Source organism: Methanosalsum zhilinae DSM 4017 (assembly GCF_000217995.1).
Lineage (GTDB): Archaea > Halobacteriota > Methanosarcinia > Methanosarcinales > Methanosarcinaceae > Methanosalsum > Methanosalsum zhilinae.
Window position 1 is genome coordinate 660,729 of sequence record NC_015676.1, and the last position, 15,842, is coordinate 676,570.

The 15,842-nt window shown below is 36.5% G+C and carries 16 protein-coding genes and 1 tRNA gene; 7 read left to right on the forward strand and 10 right to left on the reverse strand.

The window, feature by feature from the left end; all coding sequences use genetic code 11:
• Positions 1-242: 242 nt before the first annotated feature.
• The 3 genes from MZHIL_RS03120 to MZHIL_RS03130 all read left to right on the forward strand — a co-directional run bounded on the left by MZHIL_RS03120 (position 243) and on the right by MZHIL_RS03130 (position 2,796).
• The gene (locus tag MZHIL_RS03120) at positions 243-1,133 is read left to right on the forward strand and encodes an ion transporter (RefSeq protein ID WP_013897918.1); all 891 of its coding nucleotides are present in this window, start codon (positions 243-245) and stop codon (positions 1,131-1,133) included.
• Positions 1,134-1,265: 132 nt separating this feature from the next.
• Positions 1,266-2,084, forward strand: coding sequence for an AIM24 family protein (locus MZHIL_RS03125; protein ID WP_013897919.1), 819 nt, complete (start codon positions 1,266-1,268; stop codon positions 2,082-2,084).
• Between the two features lie 514 nt (positions 2,085-2,598).
• Positions 2,599-2,796: a DUF378 domain-containing protein gene (locus tag MZHIL_RS03130; protein WP_013897920.1), complete on the forward strand. Its 198-nt coding sequence runs from the start codon at positions 2,599-2,601 to the stop codon at positions 2,794-2,796.
• 296 nt (positions 2,797-3,092) lie between these two features.
• Here MZHIL_RS03130 and MZHIL_RS03135 read toward each other — a convergent pair whose 3' ends face one another.
• Both MZHIL_RS03135 and MZHIL_RS03140 read right to left on the reverse strand, forming a co-directional pair.
• On the reverse strand, positions 3,093-3,737 hold the full coding sequence (locus MZHIL_RS03135) for a flavodoxin family protein (RefSeq protein ID WP_013897921.1): 645 nt from the start codon (positions 3,735-3,737) through the stop codon (positions 3,093-3,095).
• 353 nt (positions 3,738-4,090) lie between these two features.
• A complete protein-coding gene (locus MZHIL_RS03140) occupies positions 4,091-4,378 on the reverse strand; it encodes a ferritin family protein (RefSeq protein ID WP_013897922.1) in 288 nt (95 codons plus the stop codon).
• Positions 4,379-4,600: 222 nt separating this feature from the next.
• On the opposite strand from MZHIL_RS03140, the gene MZHIL_RS03145 reads away from it, so the two are divergent.
• Positions 4,601-4,900, forward strand: coding sequence for a DUF427 domain-containing protein (locus tag MZHIL_RS03145; RefSeq protein WP_013897923.1), 300 nt, complete (start codon positions 4,601-4,603; stop codon positions 4,898-4,900).
• Positions 4,901-5,040: 140 nt separating this feature from the next.
• Here MZHIL_RS03145 and MZHIL_RS03150 read toward each other — a convergent pair whose 3' ends face one another.
• Entirely contained in the window at positions 5,041-5,886 is an 846-nt protein-coding gene (locus MZHIL_RS03150) for a DMT family transporter (RefSeq protein WP_013897924.1), read from the reverse strand.
• Positions 5,887-6,055: 169 nt separating this feature from the next.
• Here MZHIL_RS03150 and mtaA point away from each other — a divergent pair, with 169 nt between their 5' ends.
• Positions 6,056-7,078 carry a methylcobamide:CoM methyltransferase MtaA gene (mtaA, locus tag MZHIL_RS03155; protein WP_013897925.1) on the forward strand — a complete coding sequence of 341 codons (1,023 nt, stop codon included), beginning with the start codon at positions 6,056-6,058 and terminating at the stop codon, positions 7,076-7,078.
• A 258-nt stretch (positions 7,079-7,336) separates the two neighbouring features.
• Here mtaA and MZHIL_RS03160 read toward each other — a convergent pair whose 3' ends face one another.
• The 7 genes from MZHIL_RS03160 to MZHIL_RS03190 form a co-directional block, all read right to left on the reverse strand.
• On the reverse strand, positions 7,337-8,380 hold the full coding sequence (locus tag MZHIL_RS03160) for a disk-shape morphogenesis protein volactin (protein WP_013897926.1): 1,044 nt from the start codon (positions 8,378-8,380) through the stop codon (positions 7,337-7,339).
• A gap of 2 nt (positions 8,381-8,382) precedes the next feature.
• The gene (locus tag MZHIL_RS03165) at positions 8,383-9,168 is read right to left on the reverse strand and encodes a hypothetical protein (protein ID WP_013897927.1); all 786 of its coding nucleotides are present in this window, start codon (positions 9,166-9,168) and stop codon (positions 8,383-8,385) included.
• A 375-nt stretch (positions 9,169-9,543) separates the two neighbouring features.
• A tRNA-Leu gene (locus MZHIL_RS03170) sits at positions 9,544-9,628 on the reverse strand.
• Between the two features lie 94 nt (positions 9,629-9,722).
• Positions 9,723-10,628 (reverse strand): ornithine carbamoyltransferase, encoded by a 906-nt coding sequence (gene argF, locus MZHIL_RS03175; protein ID WP_013897928.1) that lies wholly within the window; start codon positions 10,626-10,628, stop codon positions 9,723-9,725.
• 31 nt (positions 10,629-10,659) lie between these two features.
• Positions 10,660-11,964, reverse strand: coding sequence for a phosphoribosylamine--glycine ligase (purD, locus tag MZHIL_RS03180; protein WP_013897929.1), 1,305 nt, complete (start codon positions 11,962-11,964; stop codon positions 10,660-10,662).
• 305 nt (positions 11,965-12,269) lie between these two features.
• Positions 12,270-12,806, reverse strand: coding sequence for an orotate phosphoribosyltransferase (pyrE, locus tag MZHIL_RS03185; protein WP_013897930.1), 537 nt, complete (start codon positions 12,804-12,806; stop codon positions 12,270-12,272).
• Between the two features lie 4 nt (positions 12,807-12,810).
• Positions 12,811-13,386 (reverse strand): CDP-2,3-bis-(O-geranylgeranyl)-sn-glycerol synthase, encoded by a 576-nt coding sequence (locus MZHIL_RS03190; RefSeq protein ID WP_013897931.1) that lies wholly within the window; start codon positions 13,384-13,386, stop codon positions 12,811-12,813.
• 143 nt (positions 13,387-13,529) lie between these two features.
• On the opposite strand from MZHIL_RS03190, the gene MZHIL_RS03195 reads away from it, so the two are divergent.
• Positions 13,530-14,513, forward strand: a complete 984-nt coding sequence (locus MZHIL_RS03195; protein ID WP_013897932.1) for a cytochrome c-type biogenesis CcmF C-terminal domain-containing protein — start codon at positions 13,530-13,532, stop codon at positions 14,511-14,513.
• 63 nt (positions 14,514-14,576) lie between these two features.
• Positions 14,577-15,665, forward strand: coding sequence for a cytochrome c biogenesis protein CcsA (gene ccsA / locus MZHIL_RS03200; protein ID WP_013897933.1), 1,089 nt, complete (start codon positions 14,577-14,579; stop codon positions 15,663-15,665).
• Positions 15,666-15,842: the final 177 nt, after the last annotated feature.

The following is a 15,842-nucleotide window of genomic DNA, read 5'->3' on the forward strand; positions in this document are numbered from 1 at the left end:
ATGCCTGACTTGATTAAATTAATATCATGATCTATATTTGATGCGTAACTTGATATGTGTTCTAAAAATAGTGACACAATCTAAAGGCAAAAGTTGAATTGGATATTTTATAAGATATTCAGATATTGTAGCATTTGAAATTACTAATATCTGTGTTCCTACAAATGTTTATGCTTAATGGGCTTATGCTGGAGAATACAGTTTAATTAAGTTTATATATACATTTTCTGATATAGTATTGGATGTATACTCATCTAAAGAAGAGTATCTATAAAATTATAGAGCCGGAAGCTGAACAGAACAAACCAGGTCATTTTTTCAATTTATTTATAATCATACTTATTACTTTAAATGTAATTGCAGTTATCCTAGAGTCTGTTAAATGGCTTGCAGTCCCTTATGGGACTTTTTTTTTAAATTTTGAACTTATTTCTGTCCTGATATTCACAGTTGAATATTTATTTCGGGTATGGACATGTACTGAAAATCCAAAGTTTTCTCATCCTGTCAAGGGAAGAATAAAATATGCATTTTCATTTCTTGCCCTGACAGACTTGATCGCAATATTGCCATATTATCTGCCTCTTTTGTTCCCTGTAGATATGAGATTTGTTAGAGCTTTCAGGCTACTTAGAATATTCAGATTGCTAAAACTGGCCCGGTACACCTGTGCCCTGGGCATACTGTCACGGGGAGTTACCAGGCACAAGGATGTTTTTGGGATCATTTTTTTCATATTGATTCTTCTTTTAATTATTTCATCAAGTATCATGTATTTCTTTGAAAGTACGGCTCAACCCCATCTTTTTTCCAGTATACCCATGACTATGTGGTGGGCAATAGCGACTGTAACAACTGTAGGTTACGGAGATGTTTATCCTGTCACTATGATGGGTAAGCTGTTTGGGTCAATTATAGCTCTCATTGCAATCGGTATTTTTGCTCTGCCTGCAGGGGTTCTTGCATCAGCTTTTATGGAAGAGTTCAATCATATGAAGAATTGTTCTAAGCCATTAAACCAAGAAAACGCAAAAGAAATTCTGGATAAATTGGAATACATGGTTAAACTTCGCAATGAGAATATCTTAAACGATAAAGAAATAGTTGATATCATAAGAAGGACCCTTAAATAAGGCTTTATTCTCAATTAGAAACAACTACTTTTGATAAAGAATATTTGTTCTTATCTCAGTTACGGTTAAAATTAAATCAAAGAGAGCAACAACTTTATTTATAAACAGATTCCATAATTTTTGGTGAATATTATGACACAAAATTTCTATGATAACATGGAAGTCATCAATTCTTTTGAAAAAGATGGGTTCAAGATCGAAGTGCTTGAATATCAGAAATTAAAGGGAAGCAAGCATCACAACATCGCAAAAAAATTGTATTATATTCATAAAGCAGGTATGTCACTTAAGCAGGTAAAAGTATCTCTTGAAGATAGAGGTCTTATAATTGAAAGCGGTAACCTGAACTTCCACAAGGGGAACATTGAAATGGCTTCCCAGATCGGTGGTGTTGGAGGCCTTGCAAAGAAAATGATCAAAAGCAAACTGAATCAGGAAGCAATGTTCAAGCCCCTTTACAAAGGCACTGGCGAGGTATTTCTTGAACCAAGCTTTGGTCATTTTATAATATATGAACTGGATGATGAATCGATTATTGTTGACAAGGGATTGTTTTATTGCTGTGAAGAAGGAATTGATGTAGGCGTTGAATCCATGAAATCCATCTCTGCGGGAATGTTCGGTGGCGAAGGCTGGTTCCAGACCAAAATATCCGGCACAGGTACATGTGTTCTTTCAATACCGGTTCCTTTTGGAGAAGTCCTTAAGTATGAACTGAACAATGAGAAACTGCAGGTAGATGGCACCTTTGCTTTATTGAGAACTTCAGGTATCAAATATAGTGTCAAAAGATCTTCTACAAACCTGGTCGGAACACTTACTGGTGGAGAAGGAATGTTGCAGACATTTGAAGGCACAGGTAAAGTTTGGCTGGCGCCTACTGAACCTATATATAAATATTTGACACTTGGAACTTCCGGAGTCCCGATCAATTATACAAAGACTGAATAATGAACAATATGTCAATAAAATTATCAAGATCAGGGGTATTGAATCATATATCTTTTTTTGATAATTTCAAAAAAGCGGAAGTTATGGTCTTGTATCGATTACTGGTGTATAATCTAGAAAATCAAGATATTTAACTCCGGTTCTCTTACCTTTTTTTGGTTAGCTTCACAAAAGCTATCTAATTGTAGTTGTAGTAATTCCTGTAGAACTTCTGGATACAAATACCACTTTAATTTTCCCTGCCTACTTTTAAAGATGATATCATATCTTGTATAACAGCATTACACTCAAAAATAACAATTAATCAGTATAAATTGAAATAAGTTGCTTTTATTATATTATTGGTAGAAATTGACTTTAAAAACTATTGATTAGACAAATAAATTCGAATAAAACTTTTTATGCAGTAAATTTATATTCGTTGTGGTACTTATACTATAATATAAGCTTATTTTACTTTTTTAAGTAAATAAGGAATTGAGCTTATTTTGATATATAAATGGAGGTTAATAATATGGAGGGTAAAAGTACAGTAGATCTGATTTTTCTGGCACTGTTGATAATAGGTGGTCTCAACTGGGGTTTGGTCGGAGTCTTTAATTTTAATCTTGTTGAAGCACTGTTTGGAGCATGGCCGGTTGTTGAAAGGGCTGTGTATACTATAGTAGGAATTGCTGCATTATATACTATCTATTATATCACCAGGAAATAATTAAAACCAGGATGATAGTAATTTGAAATAAGCAAGGATATATTAGATTTGGTAAGATCCTTCAGAATTTGTAAAAAACCTATTTCAAGTGGTTTTGCCAGTATTGTGAAGGATTTTTTGAATTTTTCAACATCTTTTATTTGGTTAATTATCTTTATGTATAAGAGTCAATTACTCCTCCCTGACGAAAGAAGACTCCTGCTCTTAATTTGAACGGATAATTCAGGTCTATTCTGACCGAAATATTCAACTGGAAATTTCTTACTAAAAATAAAAAGCACCTGTAAAAATAATCATCATTGACCTAAATTATTATACCCTGTTGAACGCAGTTTTCGGGTTAGATTATCTCTAAATTTTAAGGTCTTTAGGAGTTTCTCACCAGCTTTGCTTGCTTTTTCCATAGCGATTTGATCGCTTACAGCTTCTCCTGGTGAGAACAGATTTAATATTTTTGCTGTGCTTACAACTCTGTAACCCAGAGCTTCCAGTGGCTTTTCCATTACTTCAGCGGTATAGCCCATATCAGCCGCATTATTCTGTTCACAAACAGCAACTACAACGGCATATTTAATTCCCAGTATTTCATTTATTCCCATCCAGACAGAACGGTCACCCTCATCAAAAGCTTCGAAACAATAGCATCGATCTATAAAAGTTTTCATGTCTCCTGATACATTATAAAAGTATGTTGGAGAACCTAAAACGATAGCATCAGCTTCTAAAATTTTAGGATATATATCCTGCATATCATCATCAACTATACACCTGAATGTATCCTGGCAACCATCGCATCCATTACAGTCATTTATATTGTAGTCGCCCAGAAAAACCAGTTTAGTATCAATACCATTTTCTTCAAAAGGCTTTAAAGCTTCTTTCACCAGTGCAGAAGTATTTCCATTTTTCCTTTGACTTCCAACAACACCCAGAACTTTCACATGAATCCCTCAATATCATTTAATTGCATTTATTATAGTTATAATAGTAAATGCAGAACTTTGGTTTACTGCTCTTTACTGATACATCGCCATTTATTATAACATAACCCCTCTAAAATATCTGTCTCATACTGTATCTGGAACTGTTTTACATTTCAAAGACATTACTCGGATTCGTTGACGCTGTCATCTATACTATTCTACATATCTTCCATTAATCAGAAAGAATCAGAATATATATGACTAGAATCACATTTTATTGTGAACGCACATGTAATAATTATCAAAGATGCAGTAAGTGATCAGGAATTTAATCTAAAAAATAATAGATAAAAAAGTGGAATAAAAAGAAATCAGCCTTCTTCAAGGCTTGCTATGTCTTTTTCTTCACTGAAAAAGTACTCTTTAAATTCCTTAGCAAAATTTCCATCATTTTGCCTGATCCATTCTATGAGCATAGCTGCATGTTCTTTTTCTTCATTTGCATTATGTATCAGAATTTTTTTCAGGTTCTCATCTGTGCAGGCATCTGCCCTCTGGTTATACCAGTCAACAGCTTCCAATTCTTCCTTAAGAGAATCAATTGCTCTTTTAAGATCAAGAGTTTTTTCTGACAACTTACTTCTTTCTTCGTGAATCATATTATCACCTATGCATATGTATGTTATTTTGGTATATAAATTTTGGAGAAATAGAAGATGTAATTTATAGGTTTGCAGCTATTTATCGACGTTATCCATTTTTAAGTTGATGATTAATTTAATATACCACTTTAAATTTAGTTTTCAACGGACATATTTGACAGCCTGAAATAAATTAATATTTGAATTAATACCTTTAATATTGAAATGGAGGAAATTGTGATGTGTAATGTAAGGTTGAGCTGGAAGATCAAATGGAATAATGCATTACTTGGAAAAACAAAAGATTTTGTGTTCTTAGACCGAATAAAGTACTTCTTGCGTGATGATCTGAATATGGAGTATCTCAAAGAAAATGATCACCATACAACAGATGATCGGGGACAGATCAAGTACTATGATATTGTAGTCGATGGAAAAGTCTATAAAAATGGTGCATGGTCTTATATGGATTATCAAACCTATTCAAAAGATTATAGTAATTACATTGCATTTGATGAAGATGTTTACATGTCAACTTAAAAGCACAAACTAGATTTAAAATCAGCTAATTCAGTCAACAAATTCTCTTATTTTTCATTTATACAAACAATTTCTCATTCCTATTTTATAGATTTCTACTAAAGATTGTTTTATCATGCTTTCTGAAAAACACTCAGTGTTCATATAGACATTAGGATTATAGCGATCAGGGCAGCTATTACTCCTATCCACTGACGCGGAGCAAGCTGCTCTGCCAATAATATACATGCCAGCATTACTGTAACTGCAGGACTCAGTGAGGATAGGATTGTGGCAACATCCAATCGCCCAGCTTCTGAAGCCAGAGCAAAAAAAGTGACACCCCCAGTGTTGAATAACCCTGCAAGGATAACTACAAGAACCACATTGCTTGTGGGCTTACTGACGGTATTTGTTAGCATTATGAATCCTGTGAGCATGATAAATGCTGTAATTCTTGAAACCGTCAATGGCCAGTAAATTGCAGTTGCACTGAAATTATCAATGGAGATAAAGAACAGACCAAACAATATTCCTGCAAGTAACGGATATTCCAAATCTTTTGCCTTTAACTTTGGTCCAACATTCATGTTAACAATAAACCATATTCCAATAAATGCAAAGATAAAGCCAGTGATCTTAAATAAAGATGGGATACCTTCATTTAGAGATGAATATACTACCGGTATGATCACTGATATTACTGCAGCCAGGGGAGCAACTATACCCATTTTTCCTTTGGCCAGGCCTATATATAATGCTATCAAGCCGGCAGCTCCAAAAAATCCTGCAAAAGCACCCCATATCAGATTGTCCATTGAAGGTATATTTTCTGAAAATACAAATGCAAGAATTGGGAATGTAAAGATCCCCATAATTTGTGTGACCAGAACCACAGAATAAGCACTTGTATGTCTGGTAGCACACCCTCCTATAAAATCCCCTGCACCCCATGATAATGCGCATGCAAGTCCGAAAAGTATTGCAAGGGTTTCTACAGGTATCATTTTATTTCTCCGGTAATTTTAAAATCAGTCAATTAAAATAGTTTACTTTTTATTTATCTGTAGACGATAACTTGAAGTAGTGTTCATATAAAAGTATTTCAATCTATGCAGACTAACTTCTTACATCTATAACTTTATACACCTTAATGATTGTTCTAAGAGGCATTTTATGGCAGATATGACGCTAAGACAAAGATTTTTGGATTCTCTGATGGGAAAAGATGTTGATAAAGTTCCAGCATGTTCAGTAACTCAGACTGGAACAGTTGAATTGATGGATGCCACCGGTGTCTTTTGGCCTGATGCACACTATGATGCTGAGATGATGGCAACTCTTGCAATTGGTGGATATGAGATCGCAGGTCTGGAAGCAGTAAGGTATCCTTTTGATGGAACTGCTGTTGCTCAAACGCTTGGCTGTGCTATCAAAGAGGGAACACTTGACTCTCAGCCATCAGTTCTCAAGGGTCCATGTGAAATTAAAGAGGATGCGCTGGAATATATCATTCCTGATAATTTTATGGAATCTGACCGCATTGTCACAATACTGGATGCTACAGAGATTGTCAGGGAAAAGGTGGGGGATGATGTGCCTGTTATTGCGGGAATGGCTGGTCCTGCTGCCATAGCTTCATTTCTTTTGAGTGCGAAGAATTACCTGATGTGGTCCATTACAAATCCGGAGATTATAGAACGAGTTGTTAAAATTGGGGTAGAGGTATGTACGGATTATTCAAACGCTCTTTTTGAAAGAGGTGCAGACGTGATATGTATGCCAGATTCAGAAGCAGGTCCCGATCTGTTACCCCCAGCCATTTTTGAATCTCTGTTCCTGCCAGAATATAAGAAATTATGTGGCAATACATCTGGTCCCATGATATTGCATATGTGTGGAGATGCTACTGCAATCCTTGATCCGATGGCAAATTCAGGATTTGAAGGTTTGAGTATTGAAGAAAAAGTGAATCTAAAATATGCTAAAGATGTCATAGGGAACAGAGCCTGTCTTATAGGCAATGTAGCTCCTGTAGATATTCTCCTATCATCAAGTCCTACAGAAGTGAAAGAGCAGGCCAGGGCGTGTATAGAAAACGGTGTGAACATTCTTGCACCAGGTTGTGGACTTGCACCACATACACCTACCAGAAACCTGAAAGCTATGGTAAGTGCACGGGATGAATATTATGGATGACCGGGCCATGAGATATGTCTTCCGGATAATAGTTAAATGAGATTTCCTGGAGATCCTTAGGTACTGTATGGTTGATATGGAGCAATTCCAGTTTTTGTTGCTTGTTTAAAGTACAGGAACTGGAATTTATCAGTTAAAAAAAGTGTGAAAATATTTTATTATCAAAGATCCTTCATAAGAAAATGTGAAACGACTTGCCAGAACAGTGATGAAGTAAAAAAAATAAATAAAATTTCCTGAAGAGTTAGGAAACTTTTTTTATTCTTTTTTCTCAGGTTCAGGGGATTCTTCAGCCTTTTCAGCATCTTCCCGGGTAATGCTTGCAATGAGACAGCCTCTTGCAATTGCATAGATTGGATCTTTGGTACCTGATGTTGAATATTGACTCTTTTTCACATTGGAGATGTTGATTGAAAGGTTTGCTTCAGAAATTCTTTTTTCAAACATTTCCATGAATCCTTTTGCACGGCTGCTGCCCCCAGCAATCGCAACCGGGAACTCTGCATCAGGTGGAGCTGCTTCTTCAAGTTTTCTTTTAAGATTTGAAATAATGTATGTTACCAATGCATCATAGTAAAGAGCAATTGCACCCTGAATACTTCCAATTTCATAATCTGAATTGAATGTAAAATCATTTTCTTTTATTGCAGTAACCCTTTCAATAGAAACACCGGTTGCACTGGCAACCTGTTCATCAATCCAGTCACCGCCGCGTGCAATACTAAATGACACAATAGGGGTTGCAAGATAGGCAACTGTTATGTTGGTCATTCCTGCACCAACACTTATACCCACACCTGTGAAATTATGGTCGCCAAGTTCTGAATAGACAACTGCCAATCCTTCGTCTATTAGATTTGTATTGTATCCCAACCTTTTTGCCAGGGCTTCGACAGTTTTACTGTGATATAATACGTTTATATTACTATCAACAGGACTTGCTGGAACAGAAATGCTTAAAATCTCGCCTTCATTTTCTGTTTTATCCAAAACCCTTTCAATAATCAATTTGATCATTGGAATAGATTCTTTCTCATCGGGGCTGATAATCCCTTGTTTCATTGGCCTTCTTATTGGTTTGTTGAATACATTTGCAAATTTAAATGCATCCTCTCCAAGAACATTGATTGTATTGTTCTGGTGTGTATAAAGTATTTTAGAGGTATCCAGCATATTCTGTGCTAAATCACCTGCTTCCATTTTCAAAAAAGCATTTCTCTGCTGTGCAAATGAAATGGATTGACCTTTTCCTTTTTCCGAGCATATTATGTTCATTGTTCCTACATCAAGTCCTTTTGCCATATCTATTTCCTCTTGGAATTGAATTTGTTTTTAAACTTATTTATAAATTTTTTATTTTGATTTTCTGAGTTCTTCTTCATAGTTTCACTCAGCATTTTTGAAGTGATATCAAGAGCGTAATCGTTAGTATTGACTTTTCCTGTAAGAGTGTTCTGTAAGCCTTTAGCTTCCAAAATGCTATCCTGAATCTCAATTTTTTCCTGCTGAGATTCTGTAAACGTTTTGGAAAGTCTAAAATCCGATTTATCATCTTTCACATCTAAATTGAATGCAGAAAAATTACTATTATTCGAATAAGCCTGACTCAATGTTTTTTCCACTTCTTTTTCAATGTCTTCCACATTATATTGTTTAGATGAAGCTTTTTCACCAAAATTGGTAGAATTTTCTTCTATAACCTTTAAGACAGCATTGCCAAATGCATTACCAGATAGAAGACATATTCCGGAAGCATACAGAAAAGACAGGTAAGTAACATATGGATATATCCAATTATTTTCAAAAATGGTGATAAAGTAAATCACACCGGAAATTGAAAGCACAAAACCCAGCACCATAATCCAATTACTATAGAATCCATATGGTCTGCGCTGCCTTATCATAAGGTTTATTCCCAACAGGATAAAACACAGTCCGATACCCAGAAGACTGTAGGTGGTAATAATTTCTAGAGGATCAGAGGTCCACATAAGGTTGACAAATATTCCAAACCCGATTCCAGCAATTGAAAGAATGAGACCAGACAAAAACACCATTGATCCAAAATAGTATCTGAGTTTTGATTCCATGGTTGCAATAGGAACTATGTTTCTTAAATAAGTTTCGTATTTTAAGTACAAGGCTTATTCTAAAGGCCCTCAGAAGCCTTCTACGTGACGAAATTACTCCTTCACATAATATGCTGCTTTTCTGAATCTCATTGAATTCATGTAAATTTGGAATCTTATACACATGTTATCTTTTTTTATGCAAAAGCAATTTCCATTCGCAAGAATGATTTAAATAAATAAAAATATCATATTTTTTTTATTAATTAAGCTCAATAAAAATCAAGTACAAAAAGTTAAAGATAACTTATTTTAAAATTCAAAATATCTAACATCACCCTAATTATAAATTAATATTAATAGTTGGGTTTTCAAGATATCTATATCCAAAAAAAATGCGGGGGGAGGGATTCGAACCCTCGAACTTCTACAAGACTAGGCTCTGAACCTAGCGCCTTTGACCTGGCTGGGCAACCCCCGCAGAGATGGATGAAAATTGATCTATTATTTGGAGTTGCCTTTTCTAATTACAATCAATGTTCTTAAAATTTTTGCTCAGGAGTTGAATGCGTGGTTCAACTCATGAGTCTGAGTATAAGGGCTTTTTGTGCATGGAGCCTGTTCTCTGCCTGATCGAAAATGACAGAATGCGGGCCTTCCATGACATCCTCTGTTATTTCCTCGCCTCTGTGTGCAGGCAGGCAGTGCATTACTATAACGTCATTTTTTGCAATGTTGACAAGATCTGAATTGATCTGGTACTCTGCCAGGTCCTTCAGACGTTTTTCTCTTTCACTTTCCTCACCCATGGATATCCACACATCGGTATACAGGATATCTGCATTCTCTGCAGCCTCCTGTGTACTGCGTGTTATTGTGACATTTGCGCCAATTTCCCTTGCCATCTCAAGAATCTGACTGTCCGGGTCATACCCTTCAGGGCAGGCAACAGCAATATCTATGCCAAGAAGTGCACATCCAAGAATGCTGGAGTTGCATACATTGTTTCCGTCCCCGATCCATGCAAACTTAAGACCTTCAAATCTGTTCTTATATTCTTTTATGGTGAGCAGATCTGCAAGTATCTGACATGGATGCTCAAGATCAGATAATGCATTGATAACCGGTACAGTTGAATATCTGGCAAGTTGCTCAATGGTCTCATGGCTGTTAACCCTGGCACATATTCCATGTACGTATCTGGAGAGAACTTTTGCAGTATCAGCTATAGATTCCCCTCTTCCGATCTGTATATCGTTGTAATTGAGGTAGAGTGAATGTCCTCCCAGGTCACTCATGGCGACTTCAAAAGAAACCCTTGTTCTTGTGGATGACTTTTCAAAGATCATGGCCAGACTTTTATTCTTGAGGAGATCTGTGGCCTTTCCTCTCATTCTTTTTTCTTTATGGTCCTCTGCAACTTCAAGGATGTCAATGATCTCTTCTGCAGAAAGATCAGCCATAGATACCAGATGTTTCATACTATCAACTCAATAAATATTATTAAATATTTTAACTGCTGCGCAGACTGTTCATATGATCTATTCTTTTCTGAATAAGCTCAGCTGTGCCAATATCCTTGCGTGAATATATTCTTCCGCCTATATTACTTAATGCATTACTGGCAATCTGTTCAGCTTCTTTTATCGTATCCGCAACACCAACAACTGCAATTGCTCTGGACCCTGTGGTATATACCTTCCCGTCCTTTTCATATACACTTGAATAAAAAAGCAATGCATCCCTTATATTGCCTATTGAAATATCGGTGTCCTTTACAGGGTTGTCAGGATATCCTTCAGGAACTGCATATTTGCATACAGTTGCCTTTTTTGCAAAGGTTACATCAATTTCTTCCAGATTCCCATTTACAATCGCTGAAGCAATGTCAATGAAATCTGTTTGAAGAAGCGGCAGTATGTTCATTGCCTCAGGATCCCCGAAACGGGCATTGAATTCAATGACCTTTGGACCATCTCTGGTCAATATGAATTGTCCGTACAGTATCCCTCTGTAAGGAGTTGAAGTTTCTTTTATGAGGGCTTCAACAGTGTTTATCATGATGTCTTTTGCTGTATCCAGATCCTTCTGTGTTATAAATGGAAGCAGGTCAGACGGACTGCTGTAGGATCCCATCCCTCCGGTATTTGGTCCGGTATCGCCATCAAAGGCACGCTTGTGGTCCTGAACTGTAGGGGAGAATGCCAGTGTCTTTCCGTCTGTAAATGCTTGGAGAGTGAATTCCTCGCCAATCAGTTTTTCCTCAATGACCACAGTTCCATGTTCCAGCATTTTACTTGTATACTCTTTTGCTGCATCAGGATCTGGAAGCTGGTCTCCTGTGACCTTTACGCCTTTTCCACCTGTCAGACCTGCAGGTTTTATTGCAACGCTTTTTATCTGATCAATAAACTTATGTGCTTCACTCTCAGAATTAAAAGTTCCAAATAAAGGACATCCTTCTATACTATATTTCTGCATGAAATCCCTGGTCCATGCTTTATCAAACTCTATTATTGCAACATCCTTTTTTGGACCCATCGTTTTGATGCTGTTTTCTTCAAGCGCATCCACAATACCCGCAGCAAGTGGTGCTTCGGGCCCAATTACAGCAATATCTATATTATTTGATCTTGCATAATCGACCACTTTTTCAATATCTGTTTCATCAGTTAATAGAAAATCTCTGCATAATTTTGCTATCCCCGGATTCTTTTTAGACATAACTGCAAATAAATCCGGACTTTTACTGCTTTTTGAAACTGACTTTGCGATTGCGTGCTCTCTTCCTCCTCCACCAACAATCAGAACATTCATGTATAAACCTCTTTTAAAAATTTGATATATGATACGAACTGTTTAAATTATCTGACACCCGATTTTTGTCAGGTATTTTATATGGACTCTTTTTTACTATAAATTACAAAATAATTATACTTTTTAATTGAATTTCTTGAACAAATTCGATTGAGGGCTATTTTGATATGATTCAATATATAATTTGCTGTAATTTCATTTCAGCGATTTTTATTTTTCCTGGTAAATATTATTGACCACTCATATGCGGGTATCAATATTTATAATTTTCAGGCAGTTCATTCACAGCATATTCTCTAAAACTATTATTTTGTGAGGTCATCTGCATTGACAAGATACAATAGATCGATATCCATAGATTTAAGTTTTTCAGCAGCTCCTTCACTTCTGTCAACCACTGTTATCACAGCTTCTACAATTGCACCTGTATCCCTTATAGCTGAAATAGCTTCGATCACAGATCCTCCACTTGTGGTCACATCTTCTACAAGGGCTATTTTGGTACCTCTATCGACCTTTCCTATGAACCTGCTTTTTGTTCCATAGTCTTTTGAAGCTTTTCTGATTATTGTCAGTGGAAGTTTTGTTCTCAGTGAAACCGCGGTTGCTATAGGAACACCACCAAGCTCAACTCCCCCAATTGCATCAATGTCTTTATCTTTTATAATGCTGCTCATCATCTCAGCGATCAGGGATAATGTTTCAGGATCAGTACTTGCTTTTTTTATATCTATGTAATAGTTGCTGGTTTTGCCTGATGATAGAACAAAATTCCCGAAACTTACAGCTCCGCAATCACTCAGGGCTTTAATCAATTCTTTTTTTTCTGGATTTTTTACCATATTTTCACCAGGGTTCTTTTTTAACTCCGATTAAATAACCTACTATATTTGTAACAACATGTAAGACCGGAGTAATGACCAGTACCGCAATTATAATTTCTGTAGAAAAGTTTGCTATGAACCAATCGGTAGCAAGTATGTATGTTAAGACCCAGGCACCCAGAACAAAATCCAGCTGGTCAATTACCGGCAGGGGTGCTCCGCGTCTTAATCCCAGTCTTCTCTTAAAGAAGCTCATGAACATATCTCCACATAAAGCTCCAATGGAGAGTGCTAGTATCACCAGCAATGAACCTGTTATATCAGGACCAAATGAAGGAAGCTGAACACCCTGGATGGCTATATTTCTGGATGTTAATGCTGTCTGCAAAGCACCTATTAAAAGCCCGCAAAGTATCCCGGCGCCAAGACCTCTATATGTTTTTCCCTCGCCAAGTATTCTCCGTCCGTCCTGGAGATATCTGCCATGATCTATTGGCCTTCCTCCTCCAAATACTGCAGCCATGGGATTTGGTATGTAGGCTGGAAGCATCAGCCAGATCGCAATTATAATAATCTGTAATATGTATAGCAGGTCCATTTTCCTGAAAATGAACGTTATTACTATTTAAGGTTCTCTGTAACATATTGCCGCGACGAAAACTTTTATAGCATGAAGTTGCGATGATAGGTTATAATTTGATTTAATAGCTTGATCTATTTCAGGCAAGAGGATCTTTCCACATGAACCGGATAAATGGCATAATAAATTTCAGCAATACCATTCTGGCAACAGTTTTTATAATGGTTTTACTATCACTGCTGTTGCTTGTTGGTTTGCTTACTCCGCTTATTTTCAAATTAGCTACAGGGGTGGAAATGAGCCTGGATGCGGATTATTTTAATGCCAGAACTGCAATTCCTACCCTGATTCTTGTTATATTGCTGAATATATGTGTTCTCCTGTTATATTTCAGCCCGTTAAAAGCACTGGTAGTCTCTGCAGGAGGAATCTTTCTGTCTGTGATTTCATATATTACTTCTCCATTTTCGAATGTGATTCTGGATGTATCTATTCCAATTCTAGGTGTTGCAACAGCTGCTCTTATAGTTTCTATGCTATACAGTGGTACAGGTGTTTACAGAAGATCGGCCAGTGGTGTCAGTGATCTGAAAATGAAGGTTAGAAAACTTGGACCTAATGTAATTCATCTGGGTGTTGTTCTAATACTTCTTGGAGTAGTTATCAGCTCAGGCGCAAAGGTGGAAGAATCCGGTGAATTTTCTCTTGATGTTGAAGGAACTCTTGAAAAACAAAATTATATTATTAAAATAACCCAGATGGACTCCTATTATCAAGGAGCTCCATACAATAATTACCCAGCCTCGTCTTATGTAACTGATATTTACTTTGATGTGTATTCAGGGAATGAATATCTTGATACAGGTCATGTGAAATATATAACCGATTTTAAATGGGGTCAATCATATACTACCACATATATTCATAGGAGTATAAGTGAAGAGATATTTATTGCTCCAAGGGCAATTGATGTAGCAGATGAAAAGGTTAGCTTTTATGTTCGTACTGTGCCTTTTATCTCTTTTGTATGGATAGGTATGGTCCTGCTGGGAATAGGGATTTCTATGATTCTTCTGGTAGAAAAGAGTCATAAATTAAAAGAAGTTCGAAATTCTTCTGAGCTGAAAATAAAAAGAAAGAACTAACGTATTGAAATAAAATATCTGTAAAGAACTGCAAACAGAACGATTTATGGATGCTGATAGTAAATGGGTTTAGATATTAATATTGGAATGATTGCCATATGGCTTTCCCTGATAACAGGATTTGGTGCTTTTCTGTATTCCTCAGCGTTCTATTTGAATCGCGATTCTGATGCAAAATCCAGATCTTACCTGATGGAGACACTATGTTTAGGTCTGCTTAGTTTTTCAGTTCTTCTTCTTACATATTATCTTTTCACGGTTAACGCAACATATGATTATGTATTTCAGCATTCAAGCATGGATCTTGAATGGTATTACAGAATTTCTGCTTTATGGGCAGGCCAGGAAGGTTCTCTTCTTCTGTGGACCTGGATGATTTTTATCATGTTATTTGCCTTTAGCCGTCTGGATTCAGTGAAAAATTTTGAAAACACTCAGCTCATAGCTGCATCAAGGCTTGTACTACTGCTAATCACCTCTGTATTTTTAGTACTGCTTGTAATTAAGAATCCATTTTCAATTTATCATATGTTGCCAGGCGGGATGGTTGAACTTACAGGCTGGAATCCTTTTGTATATGCTTATGATGTGCCATATGGGCAGGGTATGAACCCACTTCTGAGAAATCCATGGATGGCTGTGCACCCCCCTGTTCTTTTTGTAGGCTATGCTGCATTTACATTTCCTTTTGCACTTGCTGTTGCAGGTTTATACTTAAAGGATAACAGCTGGATCAACATCTCAGCTGTATGGATGCGGGTATCATGGCTGTTCCTGACATTAGGGATCGGTCTTGGTGGTTTTTGGGCATATGAGGTACTTGGATGGGGTGCATGGTACTGGACCTGGGATCCGGTTGAAACATCTTCGCTGATTCCCTGGCTAACATCTACTGCTTATCTTCATGCACATTCACGGGTAAAGCATTCAGAATACCGTGTTCTTGTGCCTGTACTTGCAATATTTTCATTTATATTTGTGATATTTGCAACCTTTGTAACCCGTAGTGGACTGTGGGCCTCTGTTCATTCATGGCAGGATTTCAGCCTGAAGGGTATTGCTATTGCAGCATTTTTACTGCTACTGATCACTATAAGTGTTCTATTATTGGTACGTAATTATCTTGCAGACAATAGATCAAATATGGATTAATATGGATGTAATAATTCCTCTATTACTCTATATTATTTATTCAGGGTTTTTGTTGACTTGATTTAATTATTCCAATTTTCTATTTCCAATTACTGCAGTCAAAATTGAATAATAAGTTATCGTAGCTTTTGAGATTATTGGTTTGAATGATTATATCATGAGAACAGGCTGGTATTT